Below are 26,985 nucleotides of genomic sequence, written 5' to 3' on the forward strand. Positions count from 1 at the left end.
CAATCGGATCCGGGGCGACGCCTGGCGGGGACGCGGAAAGGCGGCGGCGCGGATGAGCGGCTCAAGGCCGGCCCTCGCCATCGCCGCCCGCCCAGCCCGGACCGTGCGGGAATGCGAGGGTGAGTCTTCCATGAAATACGCCAAGAAGGACGCCAAGGCCTATGCCCGCGCCCATATGAAAGGCATCTGGGCGGCCGCGCTCACGCCCTTCACCGATAGCCTCGCCATCGACGAGGACGGTTTCCGCCAGAACATCCGCCACTGGCTCGACGACCTCAGGATCGACGGGCTGTTCATCGCCGGCAAGCAGGGCGAGTTCTTCTCGATGTCGATCGAGGAACGCAAACGCAGCTTCGAGCTGGCCGTCGAGGCTTCCGCCGGGCGCGGCCAGACGATCATGTCCTGCTCCGACCAGAACATGGATGTGGTGATCGACCTCGCCCGCCATGCCCAGAAGGTCGGCGCCGACTACATCGTGGTGCACGCGCCGATCCTGCATTTCTTCAAGGCGCAGGACGAGACGCTCTACGAATACTACCGGACCATCGCCGAGAAGGTCGATATCGGCATCGCGCTCTGGAGCCATCCCGACTCCGGCTATCTGATGAGCCCACAGCTCTGCAACCGCCTTGCGGATATCGAGAACGTGGTCGCGATCAAGTACAGCGTGCCCCGCCCGATGTATGCCGAGCTCACCCGCCTTGCCGGCGACCGCATTCTGGTCAGCACGGCCTCCGAGGAGGAGTGGCTCGACAACATCCTCGAGCTCGGCTGGCAGCTCTATCTCTGCTCGTCGCCGCCCTATCTCATCCAGACGGCGAACGATCTGCGCATGCGCGAATACACCGACCTCGCCTTCCGCGGCGAGGCTGAGAAGGCCCGCGCCATCCGCAACAGCCTGAACCCGGTGCGCGAGGCCCTTCGCGGGACGCGCCCGGCCGAGAAGCCGCATGCCCATCAGAAGTATTGGCAGGAGCTGCTCGGCCAGGTCGGCGGGCGCGTCAGGCCGCCGATGCTGGAACTGACCGAGGCCGAGAAGGCCGCGACGCGCTCCGCCTTCGAGAGCTGCGGCCTGAAGCCCGGCCGGGCACCGCTGGCCAAGGCCGGCTGAACGAGATCCGAGACAAGAACGGGAGAGGTGGAGAGATGGCGACCGAAGGGCGGCTGAAGGCCTTCAACTTCAACAAGTGGATCGAGGAGCACAAGCATCTGCTCAAGCCGCCGGTCGGCAATCAGCAGATCTGGACCGACTCCGACCTGATGGTGACGGTCGTCGGCGGCCCCAACCGCCGCACCGACTATCATGACGATCCCGTCGAGGAGTTCTTCTACCAGCTCAAGGGCGACATGATGCTCAAGTTGGTCGATGACGGGAAGCACTATGACGTGACGATCCGCGAGGGCGACATCTTCCTGCTGCCGCCGCATGTGCGCCACTCGCCGCAACGCCCTCAGGAAGGCTCGATCGGCCTCGTCATCGAGCCGAAGCGCCCGGAGGGCTGGCTCGACGCCTTCGAATGGTACTGCTTCGAGTGCCAGGGCCTCGTCCATCGTGTGGAGGTCGACCTCGTCAGCATTGTCGACGACCTGCCGCCGCTCTACCGTGAGTTCTACGGCAACGAGCAGGCTCGCACCTGCCCGCATTGCGGCACCCTGCATCCCGGCAAGGAGCCGCCGGCGGGCTGGGTCTGCCTGTGATGTGCAGGCGCCGCTCGCTCGGGAGGCGCTTGTCGTCGGAATACGCATAAGCGCGGCGGCGCAGAAACGCCGCGTTCGACCATCTCAGAGGCAGAACGGAACGACTGGAGTCCATGATGAAACTGCGCGGATTGCTCTTCGGCATCGCGGCCACGCTGGCGGCCTCCACGGCGCTGGCCCAGCAGCCGGTCAAGATCGGCATGATCACCACGCTCTCGGGCCCCGGCGGCTATCTCGGCCAGGACATCCGCGACGCCTTCAAGCTCGCCATCGACCTGGAAGGCGGTAAGCTCGGCGGCGTGCCGGTCGAGCTGGTGGTCGAGGACGATGCGCTCAAGCCCGGTCAGGGCAAGCAGATCGCCGAGAAGATGCTGAAGACCGACGGCATCAAGATCATGACCGGCATCGTCTTCTCGAACGTCGCCGGCGCCACCGTGCCGGATATCGTCGATTCCGGCGCGCTCTATGTCAGCCCCAATGCCGCGCCGTCCAACTTCGCCGGCAAGGAGTGCAACGAGAACTATTTCGTCGTCGCCTGGCAGAACGACAGCCTGCATGAGAGCGCCGGCCAGTACGCCACCAATCTCGGCTACAAGAAGGCCTTCATCCTCGCCCCGAACTACCAGGCCGGCAAGGATGCGCTGACCGGCTTCAAGCGTCTGTTCAAGGGCGAGATCGCCGGCGAGGTCTACACCCGCCTCGACCAGACCGACTTCGCCCCCGAGATGGCGCAGATCCGCGCCGCCAATCCCGACGTCGTCTTCCAGTTCCATCCGGGCGGCCTCGGCATCGCCTTCCTGCGCCAGTACCAGCAGGCCGGCCTGCTCGGAAAGGTGCCGATGGTGCTGGCGGAGCCCTCGCTCGACGCCACCACCCTGAAGGCGGTCGGCGACGCCGCGCTCGGCCTCAGCGTCACCGCCCACTGGAACACCGACTTCGACAACGCGGCCAACAAGAAGTTCATGGAGGCCTGGACCAAGGCCTATAACCGCGTGCCGACCTATTACGCCAGCCAGGGCTACGACACCGCGCTCGCCATCGCCTCGGCCTTGAAGGCGACCGCCGGAAAGACCGATGTGCCGGCGCTGCGCAAGGCGCTCGCCAAGGCGGATTTCCAGTCGGTACGCGGCGCCTTCAAATTCGGCCCCAACCAGCACCCGGTGCAGGATTGGTATTCGCTTAAGGTCGAGAAGGCCGCCGACGGCACGCCGGTGCTGAAGACGACCGGCAAGGTGCTGAGCAACCACAGCGACGTCTACGCCAAGGACTGCAAGCTCTGAGCCGTAGAAGGCTCGGACTCTAGCCACTCGCGAGACGCGCCGTCATGGTCGGGCTTGTCCCGACCATCCACGTCTTCGCTGGTCAAGGCCCTGTTCAAGACGTGGATGCTCGCCACAAGGGCGAGCATGACGAAACTGGAACAACGCCGGTGTTCCCAAGCGAACGCGGCGCACTCTAGCCCCGACAAAAATGACGCTCGTTCTCGAACAATTGCTCAACGGTTTGCAGTTCGGCGTGATGCTGTTCCTGCTCGCGGCCGGGCTGACGCTGATCTTCGGCATCATGGGCGTGATCAACCTCGCCCACGGCTCGCTCTACATGGCCGGCGCCTATGCCGCCGCCTTCGCCGCCGCCCAGACCGGCTCCTTCCTGCTCGCGGTGCTGGCCGGGCTGACCGCCGCCGCCGTCATCGGCATGGCGATGGAGCTGGTCGTGCTGCGCCGGCTCTATGCGCGGGACCATCTCGATCAGGTGCTGGCCACCTTCGCGCTGATCCTGATCTTCAACCAGAGCGTGACGGTCCTGTTCGGCCGCCAGCCGCTCTTCGTCTCGATTCCCCCCGCGCTGAATGGCTCGGTCCAGCTCCTGCCCGGCCTCACCTACCCGGTCTATCGCCTCGCCATCATCGCGGTCGGCCTGCTCGTGGCGCTCGGCCTCTATCTCCTTATCAACCGCACTCGCGTCGGCATGCTCGTGCGCGCCGGTGCGACCCATCGCGAGATGGTGCGCGCGCTCGGCGTCGACATCCGCTTGCTCTACACCGCCGTCTTCGGGCTCGGCGCCCTGCTCGCCGGCCTCGCCGGGTTGATGGCCGGGCCGATCCTCGCCGTGCAAGTCGGCATGGGCGAGCAGATCCTGATCATGACCTTCGTCGTGGTGGTGATCGGCGGCGTCGGCTCGATCCGCGGCGCCTTCTTCGGGGCGCTGATCGTCGGCCTCGTCGACACCTCGCTGCGCGCCTTCATGCCCGGGCTGCTGCGCCATGTCATGACCGGCTCGGAGGCCGATGCGCTCGGCGCCGGCCTCGCCTCGATGGGCATCTACCTGCTCATGGCAATCGTGCTGCTGGTGCGGCCCAAGGGACTGTTCCCCGCCCATGTCTGACGACGCCATCACCCGCCCGCATGCCGCGACGCCGGCGCTGGGCCGCATTATCGCGCTGGTCGCCCTCGCCGCCGCGCTGATCGCCCTGCCCTTCATCGTCAAAGCGCTCGGCCAGCCCGCGCTGGTGCCGCTGGCGACGCGCGTCCTGATCTACGCCATCGCCGCCGCCAGCCTCAATCTCGCGCTCGGCTTCGGCGGGATGGTGAGCTTCGGCCACGCCGCCTTCTTCGGCATCGGTGGCTATGCCGTCGGCATCCTCTACCGCACGATGATGGACGACGCCCTCTTCCTCGGCTTCATCCCCGGCACAGACCAGCTCCTGCTCACCCTGCCGGCCGCGATCCTCGTCGCCGGCCTCTTCGCCTGCGTGATCGGCGCGCTGTCCTTACGCACCAGCGGCGTACAGTTCATCATGATCACGCTCGCCTTCGCGCAGATGCTGTTCTTCCTGTTCGTCTCGCTCAAGGCCTATGGCGGCGATGACGGCATGACGATCCGCCGCCGCAACGCGCTGTTCGACCTCAACACCCGCGACGACGTGACCTTCTATTTCATCTGCCTCGTCGTCGCGGCGCTGGTCTTCCTCGCGCTCTGGCGCATCGTCGGCTCGCGCTTCGGCATGGTGCTCGCCGGCATCCGCCAGAACGAGCGGCGCATGGCCGCGATCGGCATCGCGCCCTATCGCTACAAGCTCGCCGCCTTCGTCATCTCCGGCATGGGCGCCGGCCTCGCGGGCGCGCTGATGGCGAACTATCTGCGTTTCGTCAGCCCCGACATGCTGCACTGGACCAAATCCGGCGAGCTGATGATCATGGTCATCCTCGGCGGCGTCGGCACACTGCTCGGGCCCCTGCTGGGTGCCGCAGCCCTCGTCATCCTCGAGACCGTGCTGACGGGCTGGACCGAGCATTGGCAGCTCGTTCTGGGTCCGATCCTGCTCCTTGTCGTGCTCTTCACCCAGGGCGGGCTCAACGGGCTGATCAGCCGCCTCGGCCTCGGCAGGAGCGCGCCATGACCGCGACGCTCCTCTCGATCCGTGGCCTGCGCAAGCGCTTCGGCGGGCTCATTGCCACCGATGGCGTCGATCTCGACATACGCGACGGCGAGATCCACGCGCTGATCGGCCCCAACGGCGCCGGCAAGACCACGCTGCTGACGCAGCTCTTCGGCGAACTCACCCATGACGAGGGCGCGATCACGCTGGAAGGTGAGGAAATCGGCGCGCTGTCGACGCCGCAGCGCGTCGCGCGAGGCCTTGCCCGCACCTTCCAGATCAACCAGCTCCTGCCGGACTTCACGATGCTCGACAATGTCGCGCTCGCCGTGCAGGCCCATGACGGCCACAGCTTCCGCTTTTTCGGCAATGCCCGGCGCGACGAGAGCCTGCGCGGCCGCGCCCGTCAGCACCTTGCCACCGCCGGCCTGAGCCACCGCTCCGAAATCAAGGTGGCCGACCTCTCCCATGGCGAGCAGAAACAATTGGAATTCGCCATCGCGCTCGCCTGCGAGCCGCGCCTGCTCCTGCTCGACGAGCCGATGGCGGGCCTCGGCCACGCCGAGAGCGAGCAGATGGTCGCGATGCTCTCAGGCCTGAAGGGCCGCGTCACCATGCTGCTGGTCGAGCACGACATGGAGGCCGTGTTCGCGCTCGCCGACCGCATCTCCGTGCTGGTCTATGGCCGCGTCATCGCCACCGGCACGGCGGACGAGATCCGCGACAATCCGGAGGTGCGCACTGCCTATCTCGGCGAGGGAGACGCCTGATGCTGAGCGTGCGCAACCTGCAATCATCCTATGGCAGGAGCCAGGTGCTGTTCGATGTCGCGCTCGACATCGCCGAAGGCGAGGTCGTGACGCTGCTCGGCCGCAATGGCATGGGCAAGACCACCACGGTGCGTTCGATCATGGGCCTGCTCGCTCCGAAGGGCGGTGATATCCGCTTCGAGAGCCGCGACGTCCGCGGCATCGCGCCGGAGAAGATCGCCCGCTGCGGCATCGGCCTTGTGCCCGAGGGCCGGCAGGTCTTCCCGACGCTCAGCGTGCGCGAAAACCTCGTCGCCACCGCCTCGAACCGGCTGAAGCGCTCATCGCCCTGGACGCTAAGCCGTGTCTACGCGCTCTTCCCCCGGCTGCAGGAACGTGCCGGCCAGTCGGCCCGCACGCTCTCGGGCGGCGAGCAGCAGATGCTCGCGGTCGGCCGCGCGCTGATGACCAACCCGAAGCTCCTCATCCTCGACGAGGCGACCGAAGGCCTCGCGCCCGTGATCCGCGCCGAGATCTGGGGCTGCATCGAGGCGCTGAAGGCGCAGGGACAGTCGATCCTGCTGATCGACAAGAACATCAACGTGCTCAAGCGCATCGCCGACCGGCACTACATCATCGAGAAAGGCCGCACCGTCTGGTCGGGCACGAGCACCGACCTCGCGGCCAATGCGGAACTGGTGCATCGTTATGTCGGCGTCTGAAACGGACCTCATCGAGATCATCGCGCACAGCGCCGAGAACGACCCGGTCGAGGCCTTGCGCGATGCACTGAGCGACATCCTTGGCGGGCTCATCGCCGCGGGCTGCGGCCCGCATCATCTGCGCGAAATGATCTGGGAGACAGACCGGCCCGAGGCCTTCCATCTCTCCCGCCATAGCGTCGAACTGGCCTACCGCGAGGTCTTCGCCGGCTTCCGCCCGCCGATCCGGCTGCTGCCGAGAGCGGAGGCCGGGCTGACCATCCGCGCCCGCCACGCGGCGCCGCAGCCGCTGCCCGAGACCATCATCGAGGGTTACAGCTTGCGCGAGCTCGGCCGGCAATACAGCCCGCGCCTGCAAGCCGACATGAAGGCGCTGTTCCGGCAATGGAGCCGCGACGGCGAAGCCTTCCGCGCCCGCCACGGCGCCGCCGATCTCGCCTATGGACCCAGCCGCTTTGAGACGCTTGACCTTTACCGCCCGGCCGGGGCGATGCGCGCTCCGATCCTCGTCTTCATCCATGGCGGTTACTGGCAGGCCTCGGACAAGGTCCAGCATGCCCAGTTCGCGCAGGGGCTGCTCGATGCCGGCTATGCCGTCGCCATGCCCAATTATGGCTTGGCGCCTGATACGCCGCTGGCAGAAAGTCTCGCCCAGAGCGTCGCAGCGCTGAACTACCTCGCCCGCGAAGCCGATGCACTCGGCCTCGATGCCGACAGCCTGCACATCTCCGGCCATTCCGCCGGCGGCCATCTCGCCGCAATGGTGCTCTGCGCGCCGGACGCCCCACCGATCGCCTCGGCCCTGCTGCTCTCCGGCCTCTACCACCTCAACCCCCTCGGCCATCTGCCGCTCGGCCGCCTGCTCGGCCTCGACGATGCCGCGCGCGCAACGCGGCTCAGCCCGATCGCCCAGCCCCGCCCGCAGGCCACGCGGATCGCTTTCGCGGTCGGCGAAGGCGAGAGCGACGCCTTCAAGGCGCAATCGGCCGCGCTCGCCGCCACATGGCAGGCGCCAGCGCCTCTGATCTGCCCCGGCCATCATTTCAGCATGCTGGAGGGACTGAACGGCGGCGCGCTCCTCGACCTTGCGTTGAGAAAGGCTGAAGGCTCATGACGGCGCGTTCGGCCAAGCCGCTGCGCCTTGCCCTGATCGGCTGGGGTGCCATCAATCGCCGCGTTGCCGAGCTTCTGGCCGAGCGGGACGGCGGCGACACTACTATTGCGGCCATCGCGGTCCGTAACCCCGCTGCGGCCAGTGACATCCCGGCCGGTGCCAAACTGATCACGACACCGGACGAGCTGGCCGCTCTCGACCTCGATCTCATCGTCGAGGCCGCCGGACGCGAGGCGGTCGGCATCTGGGGCGAAGCAGCGCTCCACCATGCGCCGGCCTTCGCCGTCGCCTCGACCAGCGCCTTCTGCGACGACGCGCTGCTCGATCGCTTGATCGCCGCCGCCGAAAGCCGGGGCAGCCAGATCCTGATCCCGCCCGGCGCGCTCGCCGGCATCGACGGCATTGCCGCCGCATCCCTGCTGCCGCTCGACGAGGTCGTCCATCGCATCGTCAAGCCGCCGGCCGCCTGGCGCGGGACTTCAGCCGAGAGCCTGATCGCGCTCGACGGGCTCACTGAGGCGACGGCCTTCTTCTCCGGCACGGCTCGCGAGGCCGCCTCGCGCTTCCCGCAGAACGCCAATGTCGCGGTCATCACCGCGCTCGCCGGCATCGGGCTCGACCGCACCCGCGTCGAGCTCGTCGCCGACCCCGCAGCCGGCGGAAACGGCCACCAGCTCAGCGCGCGCGGCGCCTTCGGCAAGCTCGACATCACCATTGAGAACCGCCCGCTTGCCACGAATCCGAAATCTTCGGAGATGACGGCGCTCGGGCTGGTCAGGCTGATCGAGAACCGCGTGCGCACGCTGGTGCGCTGACTTTTTCTTGTCATTCCGGCCGCAGCGAAGCGAAGACCAGGAATCCACGACTGGGCACCGCGCCCTTGGGTGGCTTCCGGATCCGCGCCGCTGTGCGGCTTGTCCGGAATGACAATAGAGCAGCGCGCACTATTCATAACCATAACAATCTGAATTTATCTGATTTAGCCGACTGGATCACAGAATGACCCGCCACCTATGGTCCCAATGAGACCGGCGGATACGCCGTGCAGAGACCGCTGAACGCATCGCGAGCCGAGGCTTCCATGACGACCTATCCCGATCTCAAGCTCTATATCGGCGGCGCCTGGCGGAAGACGGCGGAGGAGCAGCCGGTCATCAATCCGGCCGACGAGAGCGTCATCGGCGCGGTGCCGCTCGCCTCCCAGGCCGATCTCGACGATGCGCTTGCCGCCGCCGCAGAGGGCTTCAAGGTCTGGAGCCGCATGGCTCCGCGCATCCGCGGCGAGATCATGCTGAAAGCCGCAGCGCTGATGCGCGAGCGCGTCGAGGAGATCGCGTATTCGATCACGCTGGAGCACGGCAAGCCGCTGGCCCAGGCGCGACTCGAAGTCGTCCGGGGCTGCGAGTTCTTCGAATGGGACGCGGCCGAGGGCCAGCGCGCCTATGGCCGCGTCGTGCCGAGCGAGCCCGGCATCCGCTACATCGTCACCCACCAGCCGGTCGGCACGGTCGCGGCGTTCTCGCCCTGGAATTTCCCGATGAGCCAGCCCTGCCGCAAGATCGCGGGCGCGCTCGCGGCGGGCTGCTCGATCATCATCAAGGCGGCCGAGGAGACCCCGGCCGGCGCCCTCCATATCGCGCGTGCGCTGCACGATGCCGGCCTGCCACCCGGCGCCTTCAACCTCGTCTTCGGCGTCCCCGCCAAGATCTCCGGCTATCTCATCCCGCAGGCGCAGACTCGCCTCGTCGCCTTCACCGGTTCGACAGCGGTCGGAAAGCACCTCTCCGAACTGGCCGCGCGCCATATGACGCCGGTGCTGATGGAGCTCGGGGGCCACGCCCCGGTCATCGTCTGCGACGATGTCGACCCCATTGCCGCAGCCCATCTCTCGGCCACCCGCAAGGTCCGCAATGCCGGCCAGGTCTGTACCTCACCGACACGCTTCTTCGTCCAGCAGGACATCTATGAGCGCTTCACCAAGGCCTTCGTCGAGAGGGCGCAGGCCGTAGTGGTCGGCAACGGCCTGGACGCGAAGACCGAGATGGGGCCTGTCGCCAACCATCGCCGCATCGAGGCGCTGGAAGCGCTGACCGCCGATGCGCGGGCCCGTGGCGGGCGCGTGCTGACCGGCGGCGAGCGCCTCGGCAATCGCGGCTATTTCTTTCCGCCGACAGTTCTCACGGAGCTGCCGGACGACGCCCGCGCTCTCCGCGAGGAGCCCTTCGGGCCGATGGCGATCATCAATCCCGTCCGCACGGTCGAGGAAGCCATAGAGAAGGCCAATTCCCTGCCCTTCGGCCTCGCGGCTTACGGCTTCACGCACTCTGCGGCGCGCGCCGACCAACTCGCCGAGGGTATCGAGGCGGGCAACGTCTCGATCAACACACTTGAGGCCTCCGTCGCCGAAGTGCCGTTCGGCGGCGTCAAGGATAGCGGCTATGGCCGCGAGGGCGGCGCCGAAGGGCTGGCCCATTACATGACCGTCAAGACGCTGTCGCACCGGATGGTCATATAGCCGCAATGCGCCGGGCAACCTGACCGGCTATCCTTCTGGCGGGATCGCCGTAGGGACGAAATATTGCGCATGGACGGGGTGAAAGGCTGGCGGCCTCGGGTTTTCCCGTCATTCTGGCCGCGATGATTCGCCCCGTTGCACCGTTGATATTGGCGCTGGGTCTCGGGGCCTGTGCCGTGGGGCCGGATTACACGCCACCCACGCTTGACCTGCCGCAACGCTGGAGCGCTGCGAATAGCGGGCCGAAGGCGCCGAAACCGAGCGAGTGGTGGCGCACCCTGCGCGACCCGACGCTGAACACGCTGGTCGAGCAGGCCATCGCCGGCAATCTCGATGTCGCCCAGGCCAAGGCCCGCATCCGCGAAGCCCGCGCCACGCGCGAGCAGGCTGTCGGCGCGCTCTTCCCGCAGGTCGACGGCAACGCCTCCGCCATACGCTCCCGCTCGGCGATCGTGACGCGCAACAGCTTCCGCGCCGGCTTCGATGCCTCCTGGGAGATCGACCTCTTCGGCGCGCAGGATCGCGCCGTCGAGGCCGCGACCTATGGCGCCGATTCCGCTTTCGACGACCTCGACGGCGCAATGCTGACACTGATCGGCGATGTCGCGTCGACCTATGTCGAGGCGCGTGGCCTGCAGGCGCGGATCGCGCTGGCCCGCAGCACGGCCAAAACGCAACGTGAGACTGAGGCGCTGACCCGCACGCGCTTCCGCGCCGGCGACATCTCCGCCATCGACACCTCCCGGGCCACCGCCCAGGCCGCGAGTACGGAATCCCAGATTCCCCTGCTCGAAACCTCGCTCGCCCAGAACCAGCATCGCCTGGCCGTGCTGATCGGCCGCCCGCCCGCGGCGACGGCGCCCTATTTTGCGCGCGCGGCCGCAGTCCCCGCGACACCCGCCCCGCCGCGCACCGGGATTCCCGCCGACGTGCTGCGTCGCCGGCCCGATGTCCGCTCGGCCGAGCGCCTGCTCGCCCAGGCGACGGCGCGGATCGGCCAGGCGGAGGCCAACCGCTACCCCTCGGTCTCGCTGACCGGCAACATCTCGACCTCGGCGCTCAAGCTCGGCGATCTCGCCAAGAACAGCGCCATCGGCTGGTCGATCGGCCCGAGCCTCAGCGTCCCCATATTCAACGGCGGCGAGCTCGCGGCGGCCGTCGATGCGGCCAGGGCCCAGCGCGACCGGCAGGACGCGGCGTTCAGGCTGACGGTGTTGACCGCGTTGCAGGACGTCGAGGACAGCCTTGTGGGCTTGCGGCAGGAGCGGATCAGGCTCGGCAGCCTGTCGGAAGCCGCCCAGGCCTCGACCCAAGCCGCGCAGCTCTCCCGCGCGCTCTACACCTCCGGCAATGCGAGCTTCCTCGACGTGCTCGAGGCTCAGCGCACCCAGTTCGGCGCCGAGGAGGCCCTGATCCAAAGCCGGGTCACGCTCGCGACACAGTTCATCGCTCTCAACAAGGCGCTTGGCGGCGGCTGGCTCAGGCCCGTCGACATCTCGGCGCCGGCCGTGATCGACGGCGAGACCGGGCCGCGCCTACGCCTCATTCCCGTAGAGGAACCGCAATCATGAGGCCGCGCCGCCTCCTGCTCCCCGCCCTGATCGTCGCCGCGGTCGGCGGCTACTACCTCTGGCAGGCACGGCAGCCCGCACCGGCTGAAACCGTCAACCTGCCGACCGTCGAGGCAGCGATGGGCAATGTCGAGGAAGCCGTGCTCGCCTCCGGCGCGCTGGAACCCGTCCGGCAGGTCAGCGTCGGCTCGCAGGCGACCGGCCGCGTCGTCTCGCTCAAGGTCAAGCTCGGCGACAACATCAAGGCAGGCGACCTGATCGCCGAGATCGACGGCATTACCCAGCAGAACACGTTGCGCTCGGCCGAAGCCGATCTTGCCGCACTCAAGGCGCAGCGCGCCGAGCGCTCTGCCAGCCTCGCCTATGCGGAGGCCGTGCTCGCCCGCCAGAAGCTGATGGTCGGCCAGAACGCCGTCTCCCGCGACGCCTACGAGAACGCGCAGATGACCGTCTCGACGACGCAAGCCCAGATCGAGGCGCTCGACGCGCAGATCGTCTCGGGCCAGGTCAAGGTCGAGACCGCCCGGGCCAATCTCGGCTACACCCGCATCACCGCGCCGAGCGCCGGCACGGTCCTCGCCCTCGTCGCGCAGGAAGGCCAGACGGTAAACGCCGTCCAGTCCGCGCCCACCGTCGTCGTGCTCGGCGACGTCTCGACCATGACGGTCAAGGCGAAGATCTCCGAAGCCGACGTGCTGCGGGTGAAGGCCGGGCAGGAGGTGTATTTCAGCGTGCTCGGCGCGCCCGAGCAGCGCTTCCCCGGCAAGATCTCCTTCGTCGAGCCCGCGCCCGACACGCTGAAGACGCAGAACACGACCTCGTCCTCCACGGCGAGCAGCAGCTCTTCGGCCTCCAGCACCAGCGCGGTCTACTACAACGCCCTCTTCGAGGTGCCGAATCCGGAGGGCCGCCTGCTGACCTCGATGACCGCGCAGGTGACGGTGATCGTCGGCCGGGCCCAGAACGTCGTCACCATCCCCTCGACCGCCATCCGCCGCCGCGGCCCCAGCGCCTTCGTCGAGGTGCTCGGCGAGGACGGCAAGGTGGAGCAGCGGAAAATCACGGTCGGTCTCGACAACAAGATCGTCGCCGAGATCGCCACAGGCCTGAAGGCGGGCGAGCGCGTCGTCACCACCCGCAGCGGCGGCGGCGCCGACGCGACCCGCCCGGCACGCCGTTCCCGCTCGCCCTTCGGTTTCTGACGATGGGCGTGCCGCTCATCCGTCTCGCGGGCGTCCGGCGCGATTTCGGCACCGGCGAGGCGACCGTCGCCGCGCTCGACGGCGCGGATCTCGTGATCGAGGCGGGCGAGATGGTCGCGATCGTCGGCCAGTCCGGTTCCGGCAAGTCGACGCTGATGAACATCATCGGCTGCCTCGACCGGCCGACCGGCGGAACCTACGAGATCGACGGCCGCCCGACGCGTGACCTCGACCCGGACGAACTCGCCCGACTCCGGCGCGAATATTTCGGCTTCGTCTTCCAGCGCTATCATCTGCTCTCCGAGCTGACCGCGCTCGCCAATGTCGAGGTCCCCGCGATCTATGCCGGCATTCCGCCGGGTCCGCGCGAGAAGCGCGCCGCGACGCTGCTCGACCGGCTCGGTCTCGGCCCCCGCAAGACGCATCGCCCCTCCGAGCTCTCCGGCGGCCAGCAGCAGCGCGTCTCGGTGGCACGCGCGCTGATGAACGGCGCACGCGTCCTCCTCGCCGACGAACCGACCGGCGCGCTCGACCGCAAGAGCGGCGAGGAGATGCTGGCCCTGATCGAGGAGCTCAACCGCGAGGGGCACACCGTCATTCTCGTCACTCACGACATGAATGTCGCCGACCGCGCCCATCGCATCATCGAGCTCAGCGACGGCAGGATCATCGCCGACCGGCGCACGGCGCCGCGCTCGGAAAAGGTGCCTCCGCCCTCTCCTGTCCCGCCGCCGGCGGGGCGCCTGCGCGCCGTCTTCGGCCGGCTGAAGGAGGCGTTCGGCATGGCGGTGCGCGCCATGGCCGCCCACAAGCTTCGGACGACGCTGACCATGCTCGGCATCGTCATCGGCATCGCCGCCGTGGTCAGCGTCGTCGCGCTCGGCGAGGGCGCCAAGCGCAATGTGCTGCAGAACATCTCCGGCCTCGGCACCAACACGCTCGAGATCTTCCCAGGCGCCGGCTTTGGCGATCTGCGCTCCGGCCGCGTGCGGACCCTGACCGTGCTCGACGCCCAGGTCCTCGCCGGCCAGCCCTATGCCGCCAGCGTGACGCCGACGGTGACGACGAGCGCGACGATCCGCTTCGGCAATGTCGAGGCCACCGCGCAGGTCAACGGCGTCAGCGAGCGCTATTTCGACGTGCGCGGCAGCGTGCTGACCCGCGGCTCCTTCTTCGATGCGGCGGATGTCCGCACGCTCGCGCAGGACGTGGTGATCGACGAGAACGCGCTGGGCGTGCTCTTCCCGCAGGGACGGGCGAACCCGATCGGCACGGTGATCCTGATCGGCTCGGTGCCTTGCCGCATCGTCGGCGTGATCCGCCAGCAGCAGGGCGGCTTCGGCGGCAGCCAGAACCCGCAGGTCTTCCTGCCCTACACCACCGTACAGGGCCGTTTCCTCGGCGACCTCTCATTGCGTAGCATCACGCTGCGCGTCGACGACGAGACGCCGATGGCAGCGGCGCAGGAAGCCGTGACGGAATTCCTGACCCACCGCCACCGCGCCAAGGACTTCTTCATCCTGAACCAGGACGAGATCCGTAACACCATCACCAGCGCTACCGCGACGATGACGCTGATGATCTCCTCGATCGCGGTGATCTCGCTGCTGGTCGGCGGCATCGGCGTGATGAACATCATGCTGGTCTCGGTGATCGAGCGCACCAGCGAGATCGGCCTGCGCATGGCGGTCGGCGCGCGCCGCAGCGACATTCTCCAGCAATTCCTGATCGAGGCCTCGCTGGTCTGCTTCATCGGCGGTGCGCTCGGCATCGGGATGGCGCTCGCCATCGGCTTCGCCTTCGAGGCCTCGGGCTCGCAGGTGAGCTTCATCTATTCGGGCGAGGCCTTCGTAGCTGCCATAGCCTGCTCGACGCTGATCGGCCTGACCTTCGGCTTCCTGCCGGCCCGCAATGCCGCGAGTCTCGACCCGGTGGTCGCGCTGGCGCGGGACTAGGGCTTTCGCCCGCGCCGCGCAGGAGCCTCCGGCAGGATGCGCCCGGCGCTCGACAGGATGCTGGTTGCCAGCGCCCGCGCCGCCTCCTGATGCGACTGGCCGCCGATAACGACGAACTCGATCGTCCCGAGCGTTGGTAGCAGCTCGCGCGGCTCGACCTCGGCAAGCCCCGGCGGGATCAACCGCGCCGAATGGGCGGTGATGCCGAGCCCGGCAACCGCTGCCGCGCGAAGGCCCGCCAAGCTGCCGCTGGTGCAGGCGACGCGCCAGGGTCGCCCCGCCTGCTCCAGCGTCTCAATCGCATGGACGCGCGTGATGCTCGGCGGCGGATAGAGCACCAGCGGCACCTCGCGCTGCTCGGCCAGCCGCGCGCCCGGACGCCCGACCCAGACGAGACGTTCCTGCCAGGCGACCTCGCCGCGCGCGTCACCCTTGCGGCGCTTGGCGAAGATCAGGTCGAGATCGCCGGCATCATATTGTTCGTAGAGCAGGCCGCTGAGGCCGACCGTCAGCTCCAGGTCGACCGCGTGATGCTGCATGGCGAACTCGGCCAGGATGTCCGGCAGCGCCGTGTAGGCGAAATCCTCGGAGACTCCGAGCCTGAGCCGCCCACGTAGGGTCGAACCTTCGAGATAGCGCTCGATCCGACGACCAGCATCGAGCGCTTCTCGCGCGAAGGGCAGAATGGCGTCGCCGTCCGGTGTCGGGCGCACCTCATGCGTGTCGCGCGCCAGCAAGCGGCGCCCGACCCGCTTCTCCAGCCGCGCGACATGCTGGCTGACCGAGGATTGGCGCAGGCCGAGCTGGCGCGCGGCTTCCGTGAAGCTCAGCGTCTCGCAGACCTTGAGGAAGCTCTGCAGGAGGACGGGATCGAGCGGCTTCTTGTCCAGTTCCATGCCCATCACGATCCATGATGAGCGATATCATGTCCAGTCCGGATCAAAATGAACATGAAAGGGATTACAAGGCTGCATCCAATCGGAAGGACCGCAGATGATCCGCCGCACGCTCGCCCGCTTCGGCATCGACCCCTATCTCATCGCGCTCATGACGACGGTCGCGGTCGCAGCTGTGCTGCCGGCACGCGGCGTCGGCGCGGAAGTCGCCAATGACGCCGTTTCGGTGGCGGTCGCCTTGCTGTTCTTCCTCTACGGCGCGCGCCTGTCGCCGGTGGCAGTCTGGGAAGGCTTGCTGCACTGGCGACTGCAGTCGCTCGTCTTCGCCAGCACCTATGTGCTCTTTCCGGTTCTCGGGCTCATTCTCACCCGCGCCTTCGGCAACTGGCTGCCGTCGGAACTGGTAGCAGGGCTGATCTTCGTCTGCATCCTGCCCTCGACCGTGCAGTCCTCGATCGCCTTCACCTCGATCGCCCGCGGCAATGTCGCGGCGGCATTGTGCAGCGCCTCCGTCTCCAACCTCTTCGGCATGGTCCTGACGCCGCTGCTCGTCATGCTGCTGCTCGACTCGAAGGGCGGTGGCTTCAGCACGCGCGCCGTGGAAAGCATCGCACTGCAGCTCCTGCTGCCCTTCGTCGCCGGGCAATTGCTGCGTCGCTGGATCGGGCCGTTCCTGCAGCGCCACAAGGCGCCGATCTCGCTGGTTGACCGCGGCTCGATCCTGCTCGTCGTCTACGCCGCCTTCAGCGAGGGCATGGTCGCCGGCATCTGGTCGCAGGTCACGCTCGCCGACCTCGGCCTCGTCATCGGGCTCGACATCGTCATGCTGGCCGCCGTGCTGGCGATCACGACCTTCGCCAGCCGCCGCCTCGGCTTCTCCAAGGAGGACGAGATCGCCATCGTCTTCTGCGGCTCGAAGAAAAGCATGGCGAGCGGCATTCCGATGGCGAATATCCTCTTCCCCGGTCAGGCGCTCGGCCTGATCGTGCTGCCGCTGATGCTGTTCCACCAGGCTCAGCTCTTCGCCTGCGCCGTGCTGGCGCAACGCTATGCGCGCCGCCCGGCCAAGCCGGAGACGAAGGCGCCCGGCGAGCCGGTGCTTGCTCCGGCGAAAGCCTGAGCATCGCTTCGCACGCGATCTTTCGAACCAGCAGAGGGAACAGCGCTTCGCGAACCTCGTTGATCCCGTGCACGGCTGAAGCCGTTGCCCTCTCCGAAACCAGGATCCCCCGCGAATGGGGAACCATCATGGAGACGCGACATGCAGGACGAGAAATCCCAGCACGAGATCAGGAAGATCGCCTACGCATTGTGGATCAAGGACGGCCAGCCCGAGGGGCGTGACCGCGAGCACTGGGACGCGGCCAAGGAAATCTGGGCCTATCGCAGCCACAACCACGTGCTCGAGGATGAGAACGTCTCGCGGCCGTCGGGCCAGCAGGCTGCCGAGATGCCGTCAAAGCAAGCTTCGGCCGGGAAGACCTCGCGCCGGCAGAGCACCTGAGACGGCGCCGCTGCCCGTCCGGACCAGCCAATGACCTAACTGTGCGACCGGGCCGGCCCGGGTTTCCTCGCGATCAGGGGCAGAGATAGCCGCCCTGATCCGGCAGGCAGCGCGCGCCCGTGGGCAGAATGAGCGCGCCGCTGGGATCGCGTTTGACGTAATCGCCATTGGGCAGCTCGAAGCCGCCGGTCGAGTCCGGGTTCACCCGGGTACCGTCCGGGAGGATGAGCTGTGCGCTGTCGCGGACGATCCGCTTGGCAGAGGCGCCCGAAGCAGCCGGAACCGCACGGGGCTGGGATGAGACGCAGCCTGCCACGAGGATGGCGACGACGCTTGCAGCTATCGATATCCTGATCATCAGCCATTGTTGCCGCGACCCGAGTGGCGGTGCAAGCCCGTTCGGGCATATGAGAGGATATGGCGGCAGCATCTCACCGCCTCCCGGCTTCGCTTAGCCGGGCATCTCTGTTCTCCACAGGTGTTTTCGGGTTGATTCGACCGCGGCGGAGCAATGCCGGGCACGGTTTTCCGATGCGCCGGAAAGAAAAAACCGGGCCACCCCGAATCATCTTTGTCGGCCGGTAGCCGATCTGTGTTCATCGGTCGACTCGCGAACATTCTTTGAGCTGTCGCAATCGAAAGCGATCCACAGTTGGAATGAACCCGCGAATCATCTGTATTGCGGAAGGGGGGAGTTCAGGCTGACCGCCGGCTCACAGCCGCGCGGCCACAGTTAACTATGCGTTAACCTGTGTTAACCAATGGTCGCGACATGACGATGCCGAGCAGACATCGAACGGCACGCCAATGAGTGTTTCGAGGCAGCTACCGCCCGTACACCCCACGGTGCGACGTCCAACACTCAGTCATGTGGCGATGTCCGCCGCGGCGGCCGGGTTGTTTTTCACGATCGCGGGCTGCGGCGAGCAGAGGCTGTCCGATTCCGAGCTGATGATCGCGTCGCGGTCCATCACGGTCGATGTCGGCAGGGCGATGGTCTTGCCGCCGCCTGGCAGCCTCCCTGTGACCGGCGTCACGCAACGCAGCTACGACAATGCCGTCTCGCAGGTCATTTCCCTGACGACGCGCGGCCGCACGCCGGGCGAAAATGCCATCCATGCCGCCTTCTTCACCGTCACCGATCTCCCCGACAGGCTCGGCGTCGAGGGCAATCTGCTGCGCGAACCGGGTATCAACGACTTCTCCATTGCCCAGGAAATGGAAGAGCGCCTGCCCGGAATCGCCATGGCGCCGGCAGCCGTCTTCGTCCAGAACAAATACGGTCCCTTCGGCTATGCGTTCGGGCGCGGGGTGGGCGGCGAAGCGTGCCTCTATGCCTGGCAGCGCATCGCGAGCGGCGACAGCCTGTTCATGCCGAGATCGGGCGTGATTTCGGTCCGCATCAGGGTCTGCGACCCCGTCGCCACCGAGGCGGCGCTGCTGCGCCTCGCCTATAGCTATTCGATCAACGCCTCGCTGCGACGTACGGGCTGGAGCCCGATCGGCGATGCGCCGTCGCCTGCGCCGGAACTCGGCAAGGCCGGAGCGCCGATCTATCCGGTGCCGCAGGCCTCTGCTCCCGATGCCTTCGAGCAGGCACCCGCCGCCCGGCCGCGCCCGGTCCGGGCGCCGCGAAGCGAGCGCCGCGTGCAGGAAGCTCCCGAGCCGATCCCGGACAAGCCTCTCGAAGGATATCCGACCGTCCCACCCCCGCCCGCGCCCTGAACACGATCCGGATTGCCGAACGCCCATGCGAACAGCATGCTACGTCATCTTCTGGGCCATCACAGCGATCGTGGTCGTCGCGCTCATTACGCTGCCGATCAGCTTGCAGGCGCATCTGATCGCCGGCGCGATCGTGGTGAGCGCGATGATCATCCTCAAATTCCTGAGGCCTTACGGCGTCTGGAGGTTGATCGCGCTGGGCCTGGGGACGGCAATCGTGCTGCGCTATATCTACTGGCGCACCACGAGCACCCTGCCTCCGGTCAATCAGCTCGAGGATTTCATTCCGGGCCTGATCGTCTACCTCGCCGAACTCTACAACATCGGCATGCTGTTCCTCAGCCTATTCGTCGTGGCCATGCCCCAGCCGAGCCGCAAGGCACCGCCGATCGATCCGCAGAGCGCGCCCACGGTCGACGTCTTCGTGCCCTCCTATAACGAGGATGCCGAGTTGCTGGCGACCACGCTCTCGGCGGCGCTGGCGATGGACTATCCCGCCGGCCGCCTGAAAGTATACCTGCTCGACGATGGCGGCACCGACGAGAAGTGCAATGCCGACAATTTCGTCGCGGCCAGCGCCGCCCAGGAGCGCCGGGCGACACTGGAGAAGCTCTGCGATGGGCTTGGCGTCTCCTACCTGACGCGCGAGCGCAACATCAGCGCCAAGGCCGGCAACCTCAACAACGGCATCGCCCATTCGCAGGGCGAACTGATCGTCGTCTTCGACGCCGACCACGCCCCGGCACGCAGCTTCCTGACCGAGACAGTCGGCTATTTCGGCCAGGATCCGAAGCTCTTCCTGGTCCAGACCCCGCATTTCTTCATCAATCCCGACCCGCTCGAACGCAACCTCAAGACCTTCAAGACGATGCCGTCCGAGAACGAGATGTTCTACGGCATCATCCAGCGCGGCCTCGACAAATGGGACGCGTCCTTCTTCTGCGGTTCGGCGGCGGTCCTGCGGCGCGTAGCCCTGCAGACGACGAACGGCTTCTCGGGGAGGAGCATCACGGAGGACGCCGAGACGGCGATCACCCTGCATGCCACCGGCTGGCACAGCGTCTATGTCGACAAGCCGCTGATCGCAGGACTGCAACCGGCGACCTTCACCAGCTTCATCGGCCAGCGCTCGCGCTGGGCGCAGGGCATGATGCAGATCCTGCTGTTCCATCGCCCGATGTTCAAGCGCGGCCTCTCCCTGCCGCAGCGGCTCTGCTATTCGTCCTCCGCCCTGTTCTGGCTCTTTCCCTTCGCGCGGCTGACCTTCCTGATCGCGCCGCTGTTCTACCTGTTCTTCGGCCTGGAGATCTTCACCGCCTCCGGCGCCGAGTTCATCGCCTATGTGCTCAGCTACATGGCAGTGAACCTGATGATGCAGAACTACCTCTACGGCCGCTATCGCTGGCCTTGGATCTCCGAACTCTACGAATTCATCCAGTCGGTCTATCTGCTGCCCGCCGTGATCTCAGTGCTGCTCAGGCCGACCAAGCCGACCTTCAAGGTCACGGCCAAGAACGAATCCCTGGAGCAGCGGCGCGTCTCCGAGCTCGGCAAGCCGTTCTTCATTATCTTCGCCGTGCTGTTCCTCGGCGTCATCGCGACCTACTGGCGGATGATCGCGGAGCCCTACAATGCCGACACGACCCTCGTCGTCGGATTGTGGAACATCCTCAACCTGCTGATGGCGGGCTGCGCGCTCGGCGTCGTCTCCGAGCGGCCGGAGGGGCGCGCCGCTCGGCGCTTCCCGGTGAAGCGGCGCGGCGAGATCAGCATCGACGGCCACACTGCCCCGGTCGTGACGGAGAACGTATCCGTCGACGGCATCGCCATCCGGGTACTGTCCAGGGACCTCGACAAGGTGTCGATCGGCAGCGTGGGGCAGGTGTCGTTCGAAACGACCATCGACATGCCGCGTGGATCCCTGCCCTTGCGGGTCATGCGCGTCGCTCCCGACGACAAGGGGCTTCTGCTCGGCTGCAGCTACCAGCCGACCGAACCGCTGCACAGCCGCATCATCGCCGATCTCGCTTTCTCCGACGCCGAGAACTGGAGCCAGTTCCAGAAGTCGCGGCGGCAGAACATGGGGGTGATCTACGGCACGATCCGCTTCCTGCGGATGGCGGCCTTTCAGACGAGCCGCGGCCTGTCCTATTTCTTCGGCCTCTACCGCTTTTCACGGTCGTCCACGCGCACCGGAGCGGCGGAATGAGACGGCTCCCGCTCACCCTCCTCACAGTCGCGGTTGCCACACTGACGCAGGGCCTCCTCCCACGGCTTTCGGCACAGGAGGCACCAGCGACTGTGCCCGGTCCGGCCCCCTTCATGATTGCGCCGCCGAGTCCGCAGCCGGCCGAACCGCCGCTCGCGGCCAGCCCTGCCCCGCCTCCGGCGCCGGTGGCGCCATCGCCGGCTCCGGCCTTCGCCTTCAAGCCGCTGCTGCCGGCACCGCGCGTCATGCTCGAAGGCGAGAGCGATACACGCAGCTGGGCCTTCTACCTGACACAGGACGAGGCGGCGGCCGATCCCAATCTCGATATCGCCTTTCAGAATGCCCTGGTCGTGATGCCGGAGGTTTCCCGGCTGGCCGTCCGCCTCAATGGCGAACGGGTGATCGAGATGCCGATCGCATCGTCCGACCGCCTGAAGCAGACCTCGGTCGCGGTTCGCAAAGGCCTGCTCAGGCCGGGGCGGAATACGATCAGCTTCGAAGCCCTACAGCGCCATCGCACGGATTGCACGGTGGCCTCGACCTACGAGCTATGGACCCGCATCGACGGCGCGGGCACCCGGCTGACCTTCAAGGGACCGGCGGCGCAGCAGTTCCGGCTGCGCAGCCTCGACGATCTGCCGGCGATCGGCGCCGACGAGGGTGGCCAGACCACGATCGTCATCGTCGCCCCCGGCGCAGCGAGCGCGATTGCCGCGAACAGCATTTTCGCCGTGGCGCAGGCGCTTGCCCTGCGCGGGCGATACGGCCAGGTCGCAGTCAAGATCTCGGAACGCCTGCCCGAACGTGCCCGGCCGGGCACATTGACCGTCGCACTCGGCACGAACGACGAGATCCGTGCGTTGCTCGGCGGGTTGCCCACCGAAGCCGGCGGACGCAGCTTCCTCGGCTTCGTGCCGAGCTCTAAGAAGAGCACCGACATGCTGCTCGTGACCGGCGCGAACTGGCCGGACATCGACGCGATCGTCGGCAAGCTGCTGACCGCCCCCGTCTCGAGGCCGGCCAACATCAATCGCAAGACCATGGATACGGCGAGCTGGCATGTGCCGGATGCGCCCTTCGTCGCGGACCGGCAGGTGGTGCGGTTTTCCGAGCTCGGCATCCCCACGCAGGAATCGTCCGGCCGGCGCATGCGGGTGCGGGCCGTCGTCGCGATGCCCGGCGACTTCTACGCCAACGCCTATGGCGAGGCGACGCTCTATCTCGACGGCGCTTATTCGGACGAAGTCCTTCCGGGCGACAGCCATATCGAGATCTTCGTCAACGGCAACGTCGCCGCGACCTTGCAGCTCAATGCAGTGACGGGCGGGCTGTTCCAGCAATTCCCGATCACCGTGCCGCTGCGGCATTTCCGGCCGGGCGTCAACGAGATCTGGTTCGAGGCGGTCACCGTGGCCAAGTCGGACCTGAGCTGCGGACCTGGCGCGACGCTCCCCGGCAAGAGCCGCTTCGCGCTGTTCGACACCACCGTGCTGTCCGTTCCGAACTTCGCGAAGATCGGGGTCAGCCCCAATCTCGCGGCGGCAGCCGGCACCGGCTTTCCCTATTCGGTCGCATCGCAGGTCGCCCTCATCATGGGCCGGCAGGATGCCACCAATCTCAGTGCCGCGAGTACGCTGCTGGCGCGCATCGCCCAGCGGGCCAGCAGGCCGCTCACCGTCGAGGTCCTGTCCGGTCCGGCCGCTGTCGGCGACCGGCCGGTCCTGATCGTCGGCGCCGCCGGCCAGCTGCCGGCCGGGATGCTCCCGCGCGTCGGGATTGCCGACAATGTCCGTGCCACCTGGCCGCTGCGCTCGGACGCCGTGGTGGTAACGCCGGATGCGGAGGGCGCCGCCGTCTTCGACGCCGTGATCAACCGGTTGCAGGGCCGGCAGGCAACGCCCGAAGCCTCGGGCGGAGCAGCTCCGACCACCGAGGCCGTGCGCGACCGCTGGCGCGGCTCGCTGGGCGGCCCTCTTGCCCGCTACTTCATCGCCTTCGATCAGTGGCTCCAGCGAACCTTCGATCTCTCCTTCGCGCAGCTGCGCGCGCCCTCGCGTGCGCCGACGCTCTACGAACCGGCCGAAGGCACTGACCTGATTGTCGCGCAGGCCGCCGATCCGGAGACGAGGCAGGTCTGGACCGCCTTCATCGCCCGCCGCGAAGAGGCTCTGGAAAGCACGGTGGACAGAATCGTGGCGCCCGGCAATTGGGCGGGCATGGCCGGCAAGATCACCGCGTTCCGAGGCGCCCAGGAGGCGCACATCATCTCGGCCGACAGCACCTCCTTCGTCATGACGCGGCCGTTCAGCCTGACGAATATGCGCCTGGTCTTCGCCAACTGGATGTCGAGCAATATCGGCATCTATGCATTGGCGCTGCTCACGGCCTGCATCGGCCTCGGCATCGGAACATCTCTGATGCTCCGGCGGTTGGGGCGTCGATCGTGATCCGCTTTCTCGCCATGCTCGCTGCAGCTCTCCTCGGCTTCCTTCCGAATGCGCAGGCGACGGTGCCCGCCGATGCCTGGGCGCTGTACCGGCAGAAATTCGTCACCGCCGAGGGCCGCGTCGTCGACGATGCGAATGGCGGGATCAGCCATAGCGAGAGCCAGGGCTACGGGCTCTTGCTGGCGTGCCTGGCGGGAGATCGCAGCACCTTCGCCAGCATCTTCGCCTTCACACGCACGGAACTGCTCATCCGCGACGACGGGCTCGCCGCCTGGCGCTGGGATCCGAAGGCGAGCCCCCGCGTCACCGACATCAACAACGCCAGCGATGGCGATCTTCTGATCGCCCACGCGCTGGCCTGCGCCGGCAGCCGCTGGAACATGCCCGCCTACAGCGCCGCCGCCCGCCAGCTCGCCCGCGCTCTTGCGAAGGTCGCACTCCTGAAGCGCGGCAACGATGTCTGGCTGATGCCGGCCGCGGTCGGCTTCTCCGAGAAGGATCGTGCCGACGGCCCGGTGATCAACCCCTCCTACTGGGTCTTCGAAGCCTTCCCCGTCATGACCCAGCTGACCGGCGACCCGATGTGGACCCATGTCCAGGCCAGCGGGCTCAAGCTGCTCGACGAACTGGCCAAGCGGAAGTTGCTTGCGCCGGAATGGTTGTCGATCAAGGCCGAACCAAAGCCGGCCGAAGGCTTCCCCGCCCAGTTCGGCTACAATGCGCTCCGCATCCCCCTCTATCTGCTGCGCGCCGGGCTCGGCGAGAAGGCGCGGCTCGAGCCCTTCCGCCAGGCCTGGGCCGGCGGCACGGCGGTTGTCGACGTCCGCAGCGGCAAACCCGTCGAGCCCCTGCCGGATGCGGGCTATCGCATACTCGCCGCAGCGATGGCCTGCGCACTCGACAAAACCCCGATTCCGGCTGAGCTGAAGACCTTCCAGCCTACGCTGTACTACCCGTCGACGCTGCATCTTCTCTCCCTCTCGATGCTGAGCGAGAGGTATCCGCAATGCATGTGAGATCGGTCCTGATCGTCGCCGCGGCCTCGGGTGCCGCCTTCTATGCCCTTGGCCGCTACAGTGGTCAGGATACAAAATGGCCGGGCTCGCAACCCGTGATCCGGCCGGCGCTCGCCCAGGGCGAGGCGCAGCAGGCCGTGCCGGGCAATGAGCCGGCGCTTGAACTGGCGCAGGCCCCGAACGCGCCCGCGCGCCCCGCGACGCCGTCAGCGACTCAGCCCCCAACGCAGCAGCCCCCGCAGAAGGTCGATGAAACCGCGCTGCGCTATTTCGCGGCGCAGGGCGACGTTCGCCGCTTCGAAGCCGAACTCGCGAGGCTGCGGGCGCTCTACCCCGAATGGAAGCCGCCGACCGATCTGACCTCGCAGGGGCAGGTCGGTGATCCCGAGCTCGAGCGGGTGTGGAAGCTCTTCGCCGAGGGCAAGTACGGCGAGGCCCGGGCCGCGATAGCCCAGCGCGGCAGCGCCGATCCAAGCTGGCGTGCGCCTGCCGATCTCGTGGCGCAGCTCGACACGGCCGAAGCGCGCCAACGCCTCGTCAACGCCTCCAATGCCCGGCAATGGGAACAGGTCATCCGCCTCGGCACCGAGACGCCGGCGATGCTGACCTGCGCCAATGTCGATGTGCTCTGGCGCGTCGCCGAGGCCTTCGTCCAGACCGGCAAGCCCGACCGCGCACGTGACGCCTTCGCCTATGTGCTGACCAACTGCACCAACCCGGCCGAGCGAGTCGGCACGATGCAGAAGGCGCTCGCGACCCTGCCCGAAAATCTGGTCGAGCCGCTGCTGGCGCAGGAACGGCAGACCGAATTTGCCAGCATTCGCGACGAGCTCGCACGGCGTCGCATCGGCAAGGCTGCCGACGACCCGACGCAGACAGCCACATCCGAGGATCTCCGGCGCATCGAAGCCCTCGCCAACGCAGCCACGACGGCCGACGACCCCATCCTTCTCGGTTTCTACGCTCTCCACCACAACGACCCGACCAAGGCCGTGACCTGGTTCCAGACCGCGCTCGCGCGCAAGGGCGGGGCGAAGGCGGCGGAAGGCGCGGTGCTCGCCCTCGGCGCGACGCGGAAATACCAGGAGGCCGAAACGCTCGGCGCGCAGTGGCTGGAAGCTGGCGCAGCCAATCGCAAGGCCTATCTCGACGTCATCACGGCGCTGCTCACCCAGGAGCCGCCGCCGCGCCTCGACCGTGCCGTGATCGAGCGCATCGCCAAGGCCGTGGGCAAGGACCGGTACGCTCCCGGTGCGGGGGCGCTCGGCTGGTATGCCTACAACTCCGGGCAGACTGCGCCGGCCAGCACCTGGTTCGCAACGGCGCTGTCCTGGGACAGTGACTACGAGCCGGCAGCCTATGGGCTGGCGCTGGTGCGCCAGCGTCTGCGCGACCAAGCCGGGCTGCGCGCCTTGATGTCCGAATGGGGCGGGCGTTCCCAACGGATCGCCGATATCCTCAACCCTGCGCGCAGACCGCCCCAGCCCCCGACCCAAGCCCGTGTCGACCGGCCTCTCATCGCCGAGACGCGCCAGAGCACGCGCTTGGAACCTACCTTGGAACCGCTGAAACGCGCGCCTCGGCCCCCGATAACTGCGGCGCGCGCTCACCCCGTGGAACTTGAAGACACGACAGTCGCTGCGCCGCCGCCCCGGTCGAGCACGGCCCGCCCGAGCAGCGGCAGTTGCGGCGCCGGCTCATCCGGCGCTGCGGCCCTGCAGCGTGGCTGGTGCCTTCTCAATCTCAAGCGCCCGGTCGCGGCGGCGGAAGCCTTCGAAGCCGCGCGGCGCACCGGGACCGCACAGATTGTCTCAGATGCGTCAGCCGGCCTCGCCTATGCCAAGATCCAGCAGGGCCTGACGTCGGAAGCCAGCGTCGCGGCCGGCAGTGCGGCTCTACCTCCCGCACGGCGCAACGAGCTTTCGGCCCTGCTCCTGTCCGAGCGCTTCTTCGCGCAATACGATACCAAGGATTACAACGGCGCGCTCGTCACTCTTGCGGCGCGGGCGCGCTACGCTCCGGAGACGACCGACTTGCTGCTGATGCGCGGCTGGTCCTACTTCAACCTCGGCCGCTACGACGATGCGAGCCAGGTCTTCAAGGCGCTCTACAAGACCAACAACTCGCCGGATGCCCTGTCGGGGTTGACCGCGATCCGCGACGTGACCCAGCGCAATAGATACTGAACAGTTCGGACCTTGCGGGCCGCCTCGATCGAGACGGCCCGCAAGGTCCGATACATTTGCGAACAGAGGCGTGATCGATTGGCTCCGCCCGGAGCAC

The 26,985-nt window shown here is 67.4% G+C and carries 22 protein-coding genes; 20 read left to right on the forward strand and 2 right to left on the reverse strand.

What is annotated here, in order from left to right; all coding sequences use genetic code 11:
- Nucleotides 1-130 precede the first annotated feature (130 nt).
- The 13 genes from AC1DDA_RS17715 (at nucleotide 131) to AC1DDA_RS17775 (ending at nucleotide 14,905) form a co-directional block, all read left to right on the forward strand.
- Complete coding sequence (locus tag AC1DDA_RS17715) at nucleotides 131-1,111, forward strand: dihydrodipicolinate synthase family protein (protein WP_476796705.1); 981 nt, start codon at nucleotides 131-133, stop codon at nucleotides 1,109-1,111.
- Between the two features lie 35 nt (nucleotides 1,112-1,146).
- A complete protein-coding gene (locus AC1DDA_RS17720) occupies nucleotides 1,147-1,698 on the forward strand; it encodes a 3-hydroxyanthranilate 3,4-dioxygenase (RefSeq protein ID WP_441510494.1) in 552 nt (183 codons plus the stop codon).
- Nucleotides 1,699-1,814: 116 nt separating this feature from the next.
- Nucleotides 1,815-2,978, forward strand: a complete 1,164-nt coding sequence (locus tag AC1DDA_RS17725) for an ABC transporter substrate-binding protein (RefSeq protein ID WP_476796706.1) — start codon at nucleotides 1,815-1,817, stop codon at nucleotides 2,976-2,978.
- A 190-nt stretch (nucleotides 2,979-3,168) separates the two neighbouring features.
- Entirely contained in the window at nucleotides 3,169-4,083 is a 915-nt protein-coding gene (locus tag AC1DDA_RS17730; protein WP_476796707.1) for a branched-chain amino acid ABC transporter permease, read from the forward strand.
- Entirely contained in the window at nucleotides 4,076-5,098 is a 1,023-nt protein-coding gene (locus tag AC1DDA_RS17735) for a branched-chain amino acid ABC transporter permease (RefSeq protein WP_476796708.1), read from the forward strand. Before AC1DDA_RS17730 ends, AC1DDA_RS17735 begins: the two co-directional genes overlap by 8 nt.
- A complete protein-coding gene (locus AC1DDA_RS17740) occupies nucleotides 5,095-5,847 on the forward strand; it encodes an ABC transporter ATP-binding protein (RefSeq protein WP_476796709.1) in 753 nt (250 codons plus the stop codon). Before AC1DDA_RS17735 ends, AC1DDA_RS17740 begins: the two co-directional genes overlap by 4 nt.
- Nucleotides 5,847-6,548: an ABC transporter ATP-binding protein gene (locus AC1DDA_RS17745; RefSeq protein ID WP_476796710.1), complete on the forward strand. Its 702-nt coding sequence runs from the start codon at nucleotides 5,847-5,849 to the stop codon at nucleotides 6,546-6,548. The genes AC1DDA_RS17740 and AC1DDA_RS17745 overlap by 1 nt, the downstream gene beginning before the upstream one ends.
- Nucleotides 6,535-7,662, forward strand: a complete 1,128-nt coding sequence (locus tag AC1DDA_RS17750) for an alpha/beta hydrolase (RefSeq protein WP_476796711.1) — start codon at nucleotides 6,535-6,537, stop codon at nucleotides 7,660-7,662. The genes AC1DDA_RS17745 and AC1DDA_RS17750 overlap by 14 nt, the downstream gene beginning before the upstream one ends.
- The gene (locus AC1DDA_RS17755; protein ID WP_476796712.1) at nucleotides 7,659-8,477 is read left to right on the forward strand and encodes an aspartate dehydrogenase; all 819 of its coding nucleotides are present in this window, start codon (nucleotides 7,659-7,661) and stop codon (nucleotides 8,475-8,477) included. Before AC1DDA_RS17750 ends, AC1DDA_RS17755 begins: the two co-directional genes overlap by 4 nt.
- Before the next feature lie 266 nt (nucleotides 8,478-8,743).
- A complete protein-coding gene (locus AC1DDA_RS17760) occupies nucleotides 8,744-10,177 on the forward strand; it encodes an NAD-dependent succinate-semialdehyde dehydrogenase (protein ID WP_476796713.1) in 1,434 nt (477 codons plus the stop codon).
- 122 nt (nucleotides 10,178-10,299) lie between these two features.
- Complete coding sequence (locus AC1DDA_RS17765; RefSeq protein WP_476796714.1) at nucleotides 10,300-11,748, forward strand: efflux transporter outer membrane subunit; 1,449 nt, start codon at nucleotides 10,300-10,302, stop codon at nucleotides 11,746-11,748.
- Nucleotides 11,745-12,950 carry an efflux RND transporter periplasmic adaptor subunit gene (locus tag AC1DDA_RS17770; protein ID WP_476796715.1) on the forward strand — a complete coding sequence of 402 codons (1,206 nt, stop codon included), beginning with the start codon at nucleotides 11,745-11,747 and terminating at the stop codon, nucleotides 12,948-12,950. The genes AC1DDA_RS17765 and AC1DDA_RS17770 overlap by 4 nt, the downstream gene beginning before the upstream one ends.
- A 2-nt stretch (nucleotides 12,951-12,952) precedes the next feature.
- Complete coding sequence (locus tag AC1DDA_RS17775) at nucleotides 12,953-14,905, forward strand: MacB family efflux pump subunit (protein WP_476796716.1); 1,953 nt, start codon at nucleotides 12,953-12,955, stop codon at nucleotides 14,903-14,905.
- On the opposite strand, the gene AC1DDA_RS17780 is transcribed toward AC1DDA_RS17775, so the two are convergent.
- Nucleotides 14,902-15,801, reverse strand: a complete 900-nt coding sequence (locus AC1DDA_RS17780) for a LysR family transcriptional regulator (RefSeq protein ID WP_476796717.1) — start codon at nucleotides 15,799-15,801, stop codon at nucleotides 14,902-14,904. The two genes, AC1DDA_RS17775 and AC1DDA_RS17780, sit on opposite strands and share 4 nt — an antisense overlap.
- Before the next feature lie 97 nt (nucleotides 15,802-15,898).
- Between AC1DDA_RS17780 and AC1DDA_RS17785 the strand changes: the two genes are divergently transcribed.
- Both AC1DDA_RS17785 and AC1DDA_RS17790 read left to right on the forward strand, forming a co-directional pair.
- Nucleotides 15,899-16,921: a bile acid:sodium symporter family protein gene (locus AC1DDA_RS17785; protein WP_476796718.1), complete on the forward strand. Its 1,023-nt coding sequence runs from the start codon at nucleotides 15,899-15,901 to the stop codon at nucleotides 16,919-16,921.
- Between the two features lie 141 nt (nucleotides 16,922-17,062).
- Nucleotides 17,063-17,305, forward strand: coding sequence for a DUF2934 domain-containing protein (locus tag AC1DDA_RS17790; RefSeq protein ID WP_441510507.1), 243 nt, complete (start codon nucleotides 17,063-17,065; stop codon nucleotides 17,303-17,305).
- A gap of 73 nt (nucleotides 17,306-17,378) precedes the next feature.
- Here AC1DDA_RS17790 and AC1DDA_RS17795 read toward each other — a convergent pair whose 3' ends face one another.
- Nucleotides 17,379-17,663, reverse strand: a complete 285-nt coding sequence (locus tag AC1DDA_RS17795) for a hypothetical protein (RefSeq protein ID WP_476796719.1) — start codon at nucleotides 17,661-17,663, stop codon at nucleotides 17,379-17,381.
- Between the two features lie 539 nt (nucleotides 17,664-18,202).
- Here AC1DDA_RS17795 and bcsN point away from each other — a divergent pair.
- From bcsN to AC1DDA_RS17820, 5 genes are read left to right on the forward strand one after another with little or no spacing between them, the layout of a single operon-like run.
- Nucleotides 18,203-19,030, forward strand: coding sequence for a cellulose biosynthesis protein BcsN (gene bcsN / locus AC1DDA_RS17800; protein WP_476796720.1), 828 nt, complete (start codon nucleotides 18,203-18,205; stop codon nucleotides 19,028-19,030).
- Nucleotides 19,031-19,055: 25 nt separating this feature from the next.
- On the forward strand, nucleotides 19,056-21,239 hold the full coding sequence (bcsA, locus tag AC1DDA_RS17805) for a UDP-forming cellulose synthase catalytic subunit (RefSeq protein WP_476796721.1): 2,184 nt from the start codon (nucleotides 19,056-19,058) through the stop codon (nucleotides 21,237-21,239).
- Entirely contained in the window at nucleotides 21,236-23,686 is a 2,451-nt protein-coding gene (locus tag AC1DDA_RS17810; protein WP_476796722.1) for a cellulose biosynthesis cyclic di-GMP-binding regulatory protein BcsB, read from the forward strand. Before bcsA ends, AC1DDA_RS17810 begins: the two co-directional genes overlap by 4 nt.
- 14 nt (nucleotides 23,687-23,700) lie before the next feature.
- Nucleotides 23,701-24,702, forward strand: coding sequence for a family 8 glycosyl hydrolase (locus AC1DDA_RS17815; RefSeq protein WP_476796821.1), 1,002 nt, complete (start codon nucleotides 23,701-23,703; stop codon nucleotides 24,700-24,702).
- Nucleotides 24,693-26,888 (forward strand): tetratricopeptide repeat protein, encoded by a 2,196-nt coding sequence (locus AC1DDA_RS17820; protein ID WP_476796723.1) that lies wholly within the window; start codon nucleotides 24,693-24,695, stop codon nucleotides 26,886-26,888. The genes AC1DDA_RS17815 and AC1DDA_RS17820 overlap by 10 nt, the downstream gene beginning before the upstream one ends.
- The last annotated feature ends 97 nt before the right edge of the window (nucleotides 26,889-26,985 follow it).

It is taken from the genome of Allobosea sp. 10N428 (assembly GCF_056394545.1).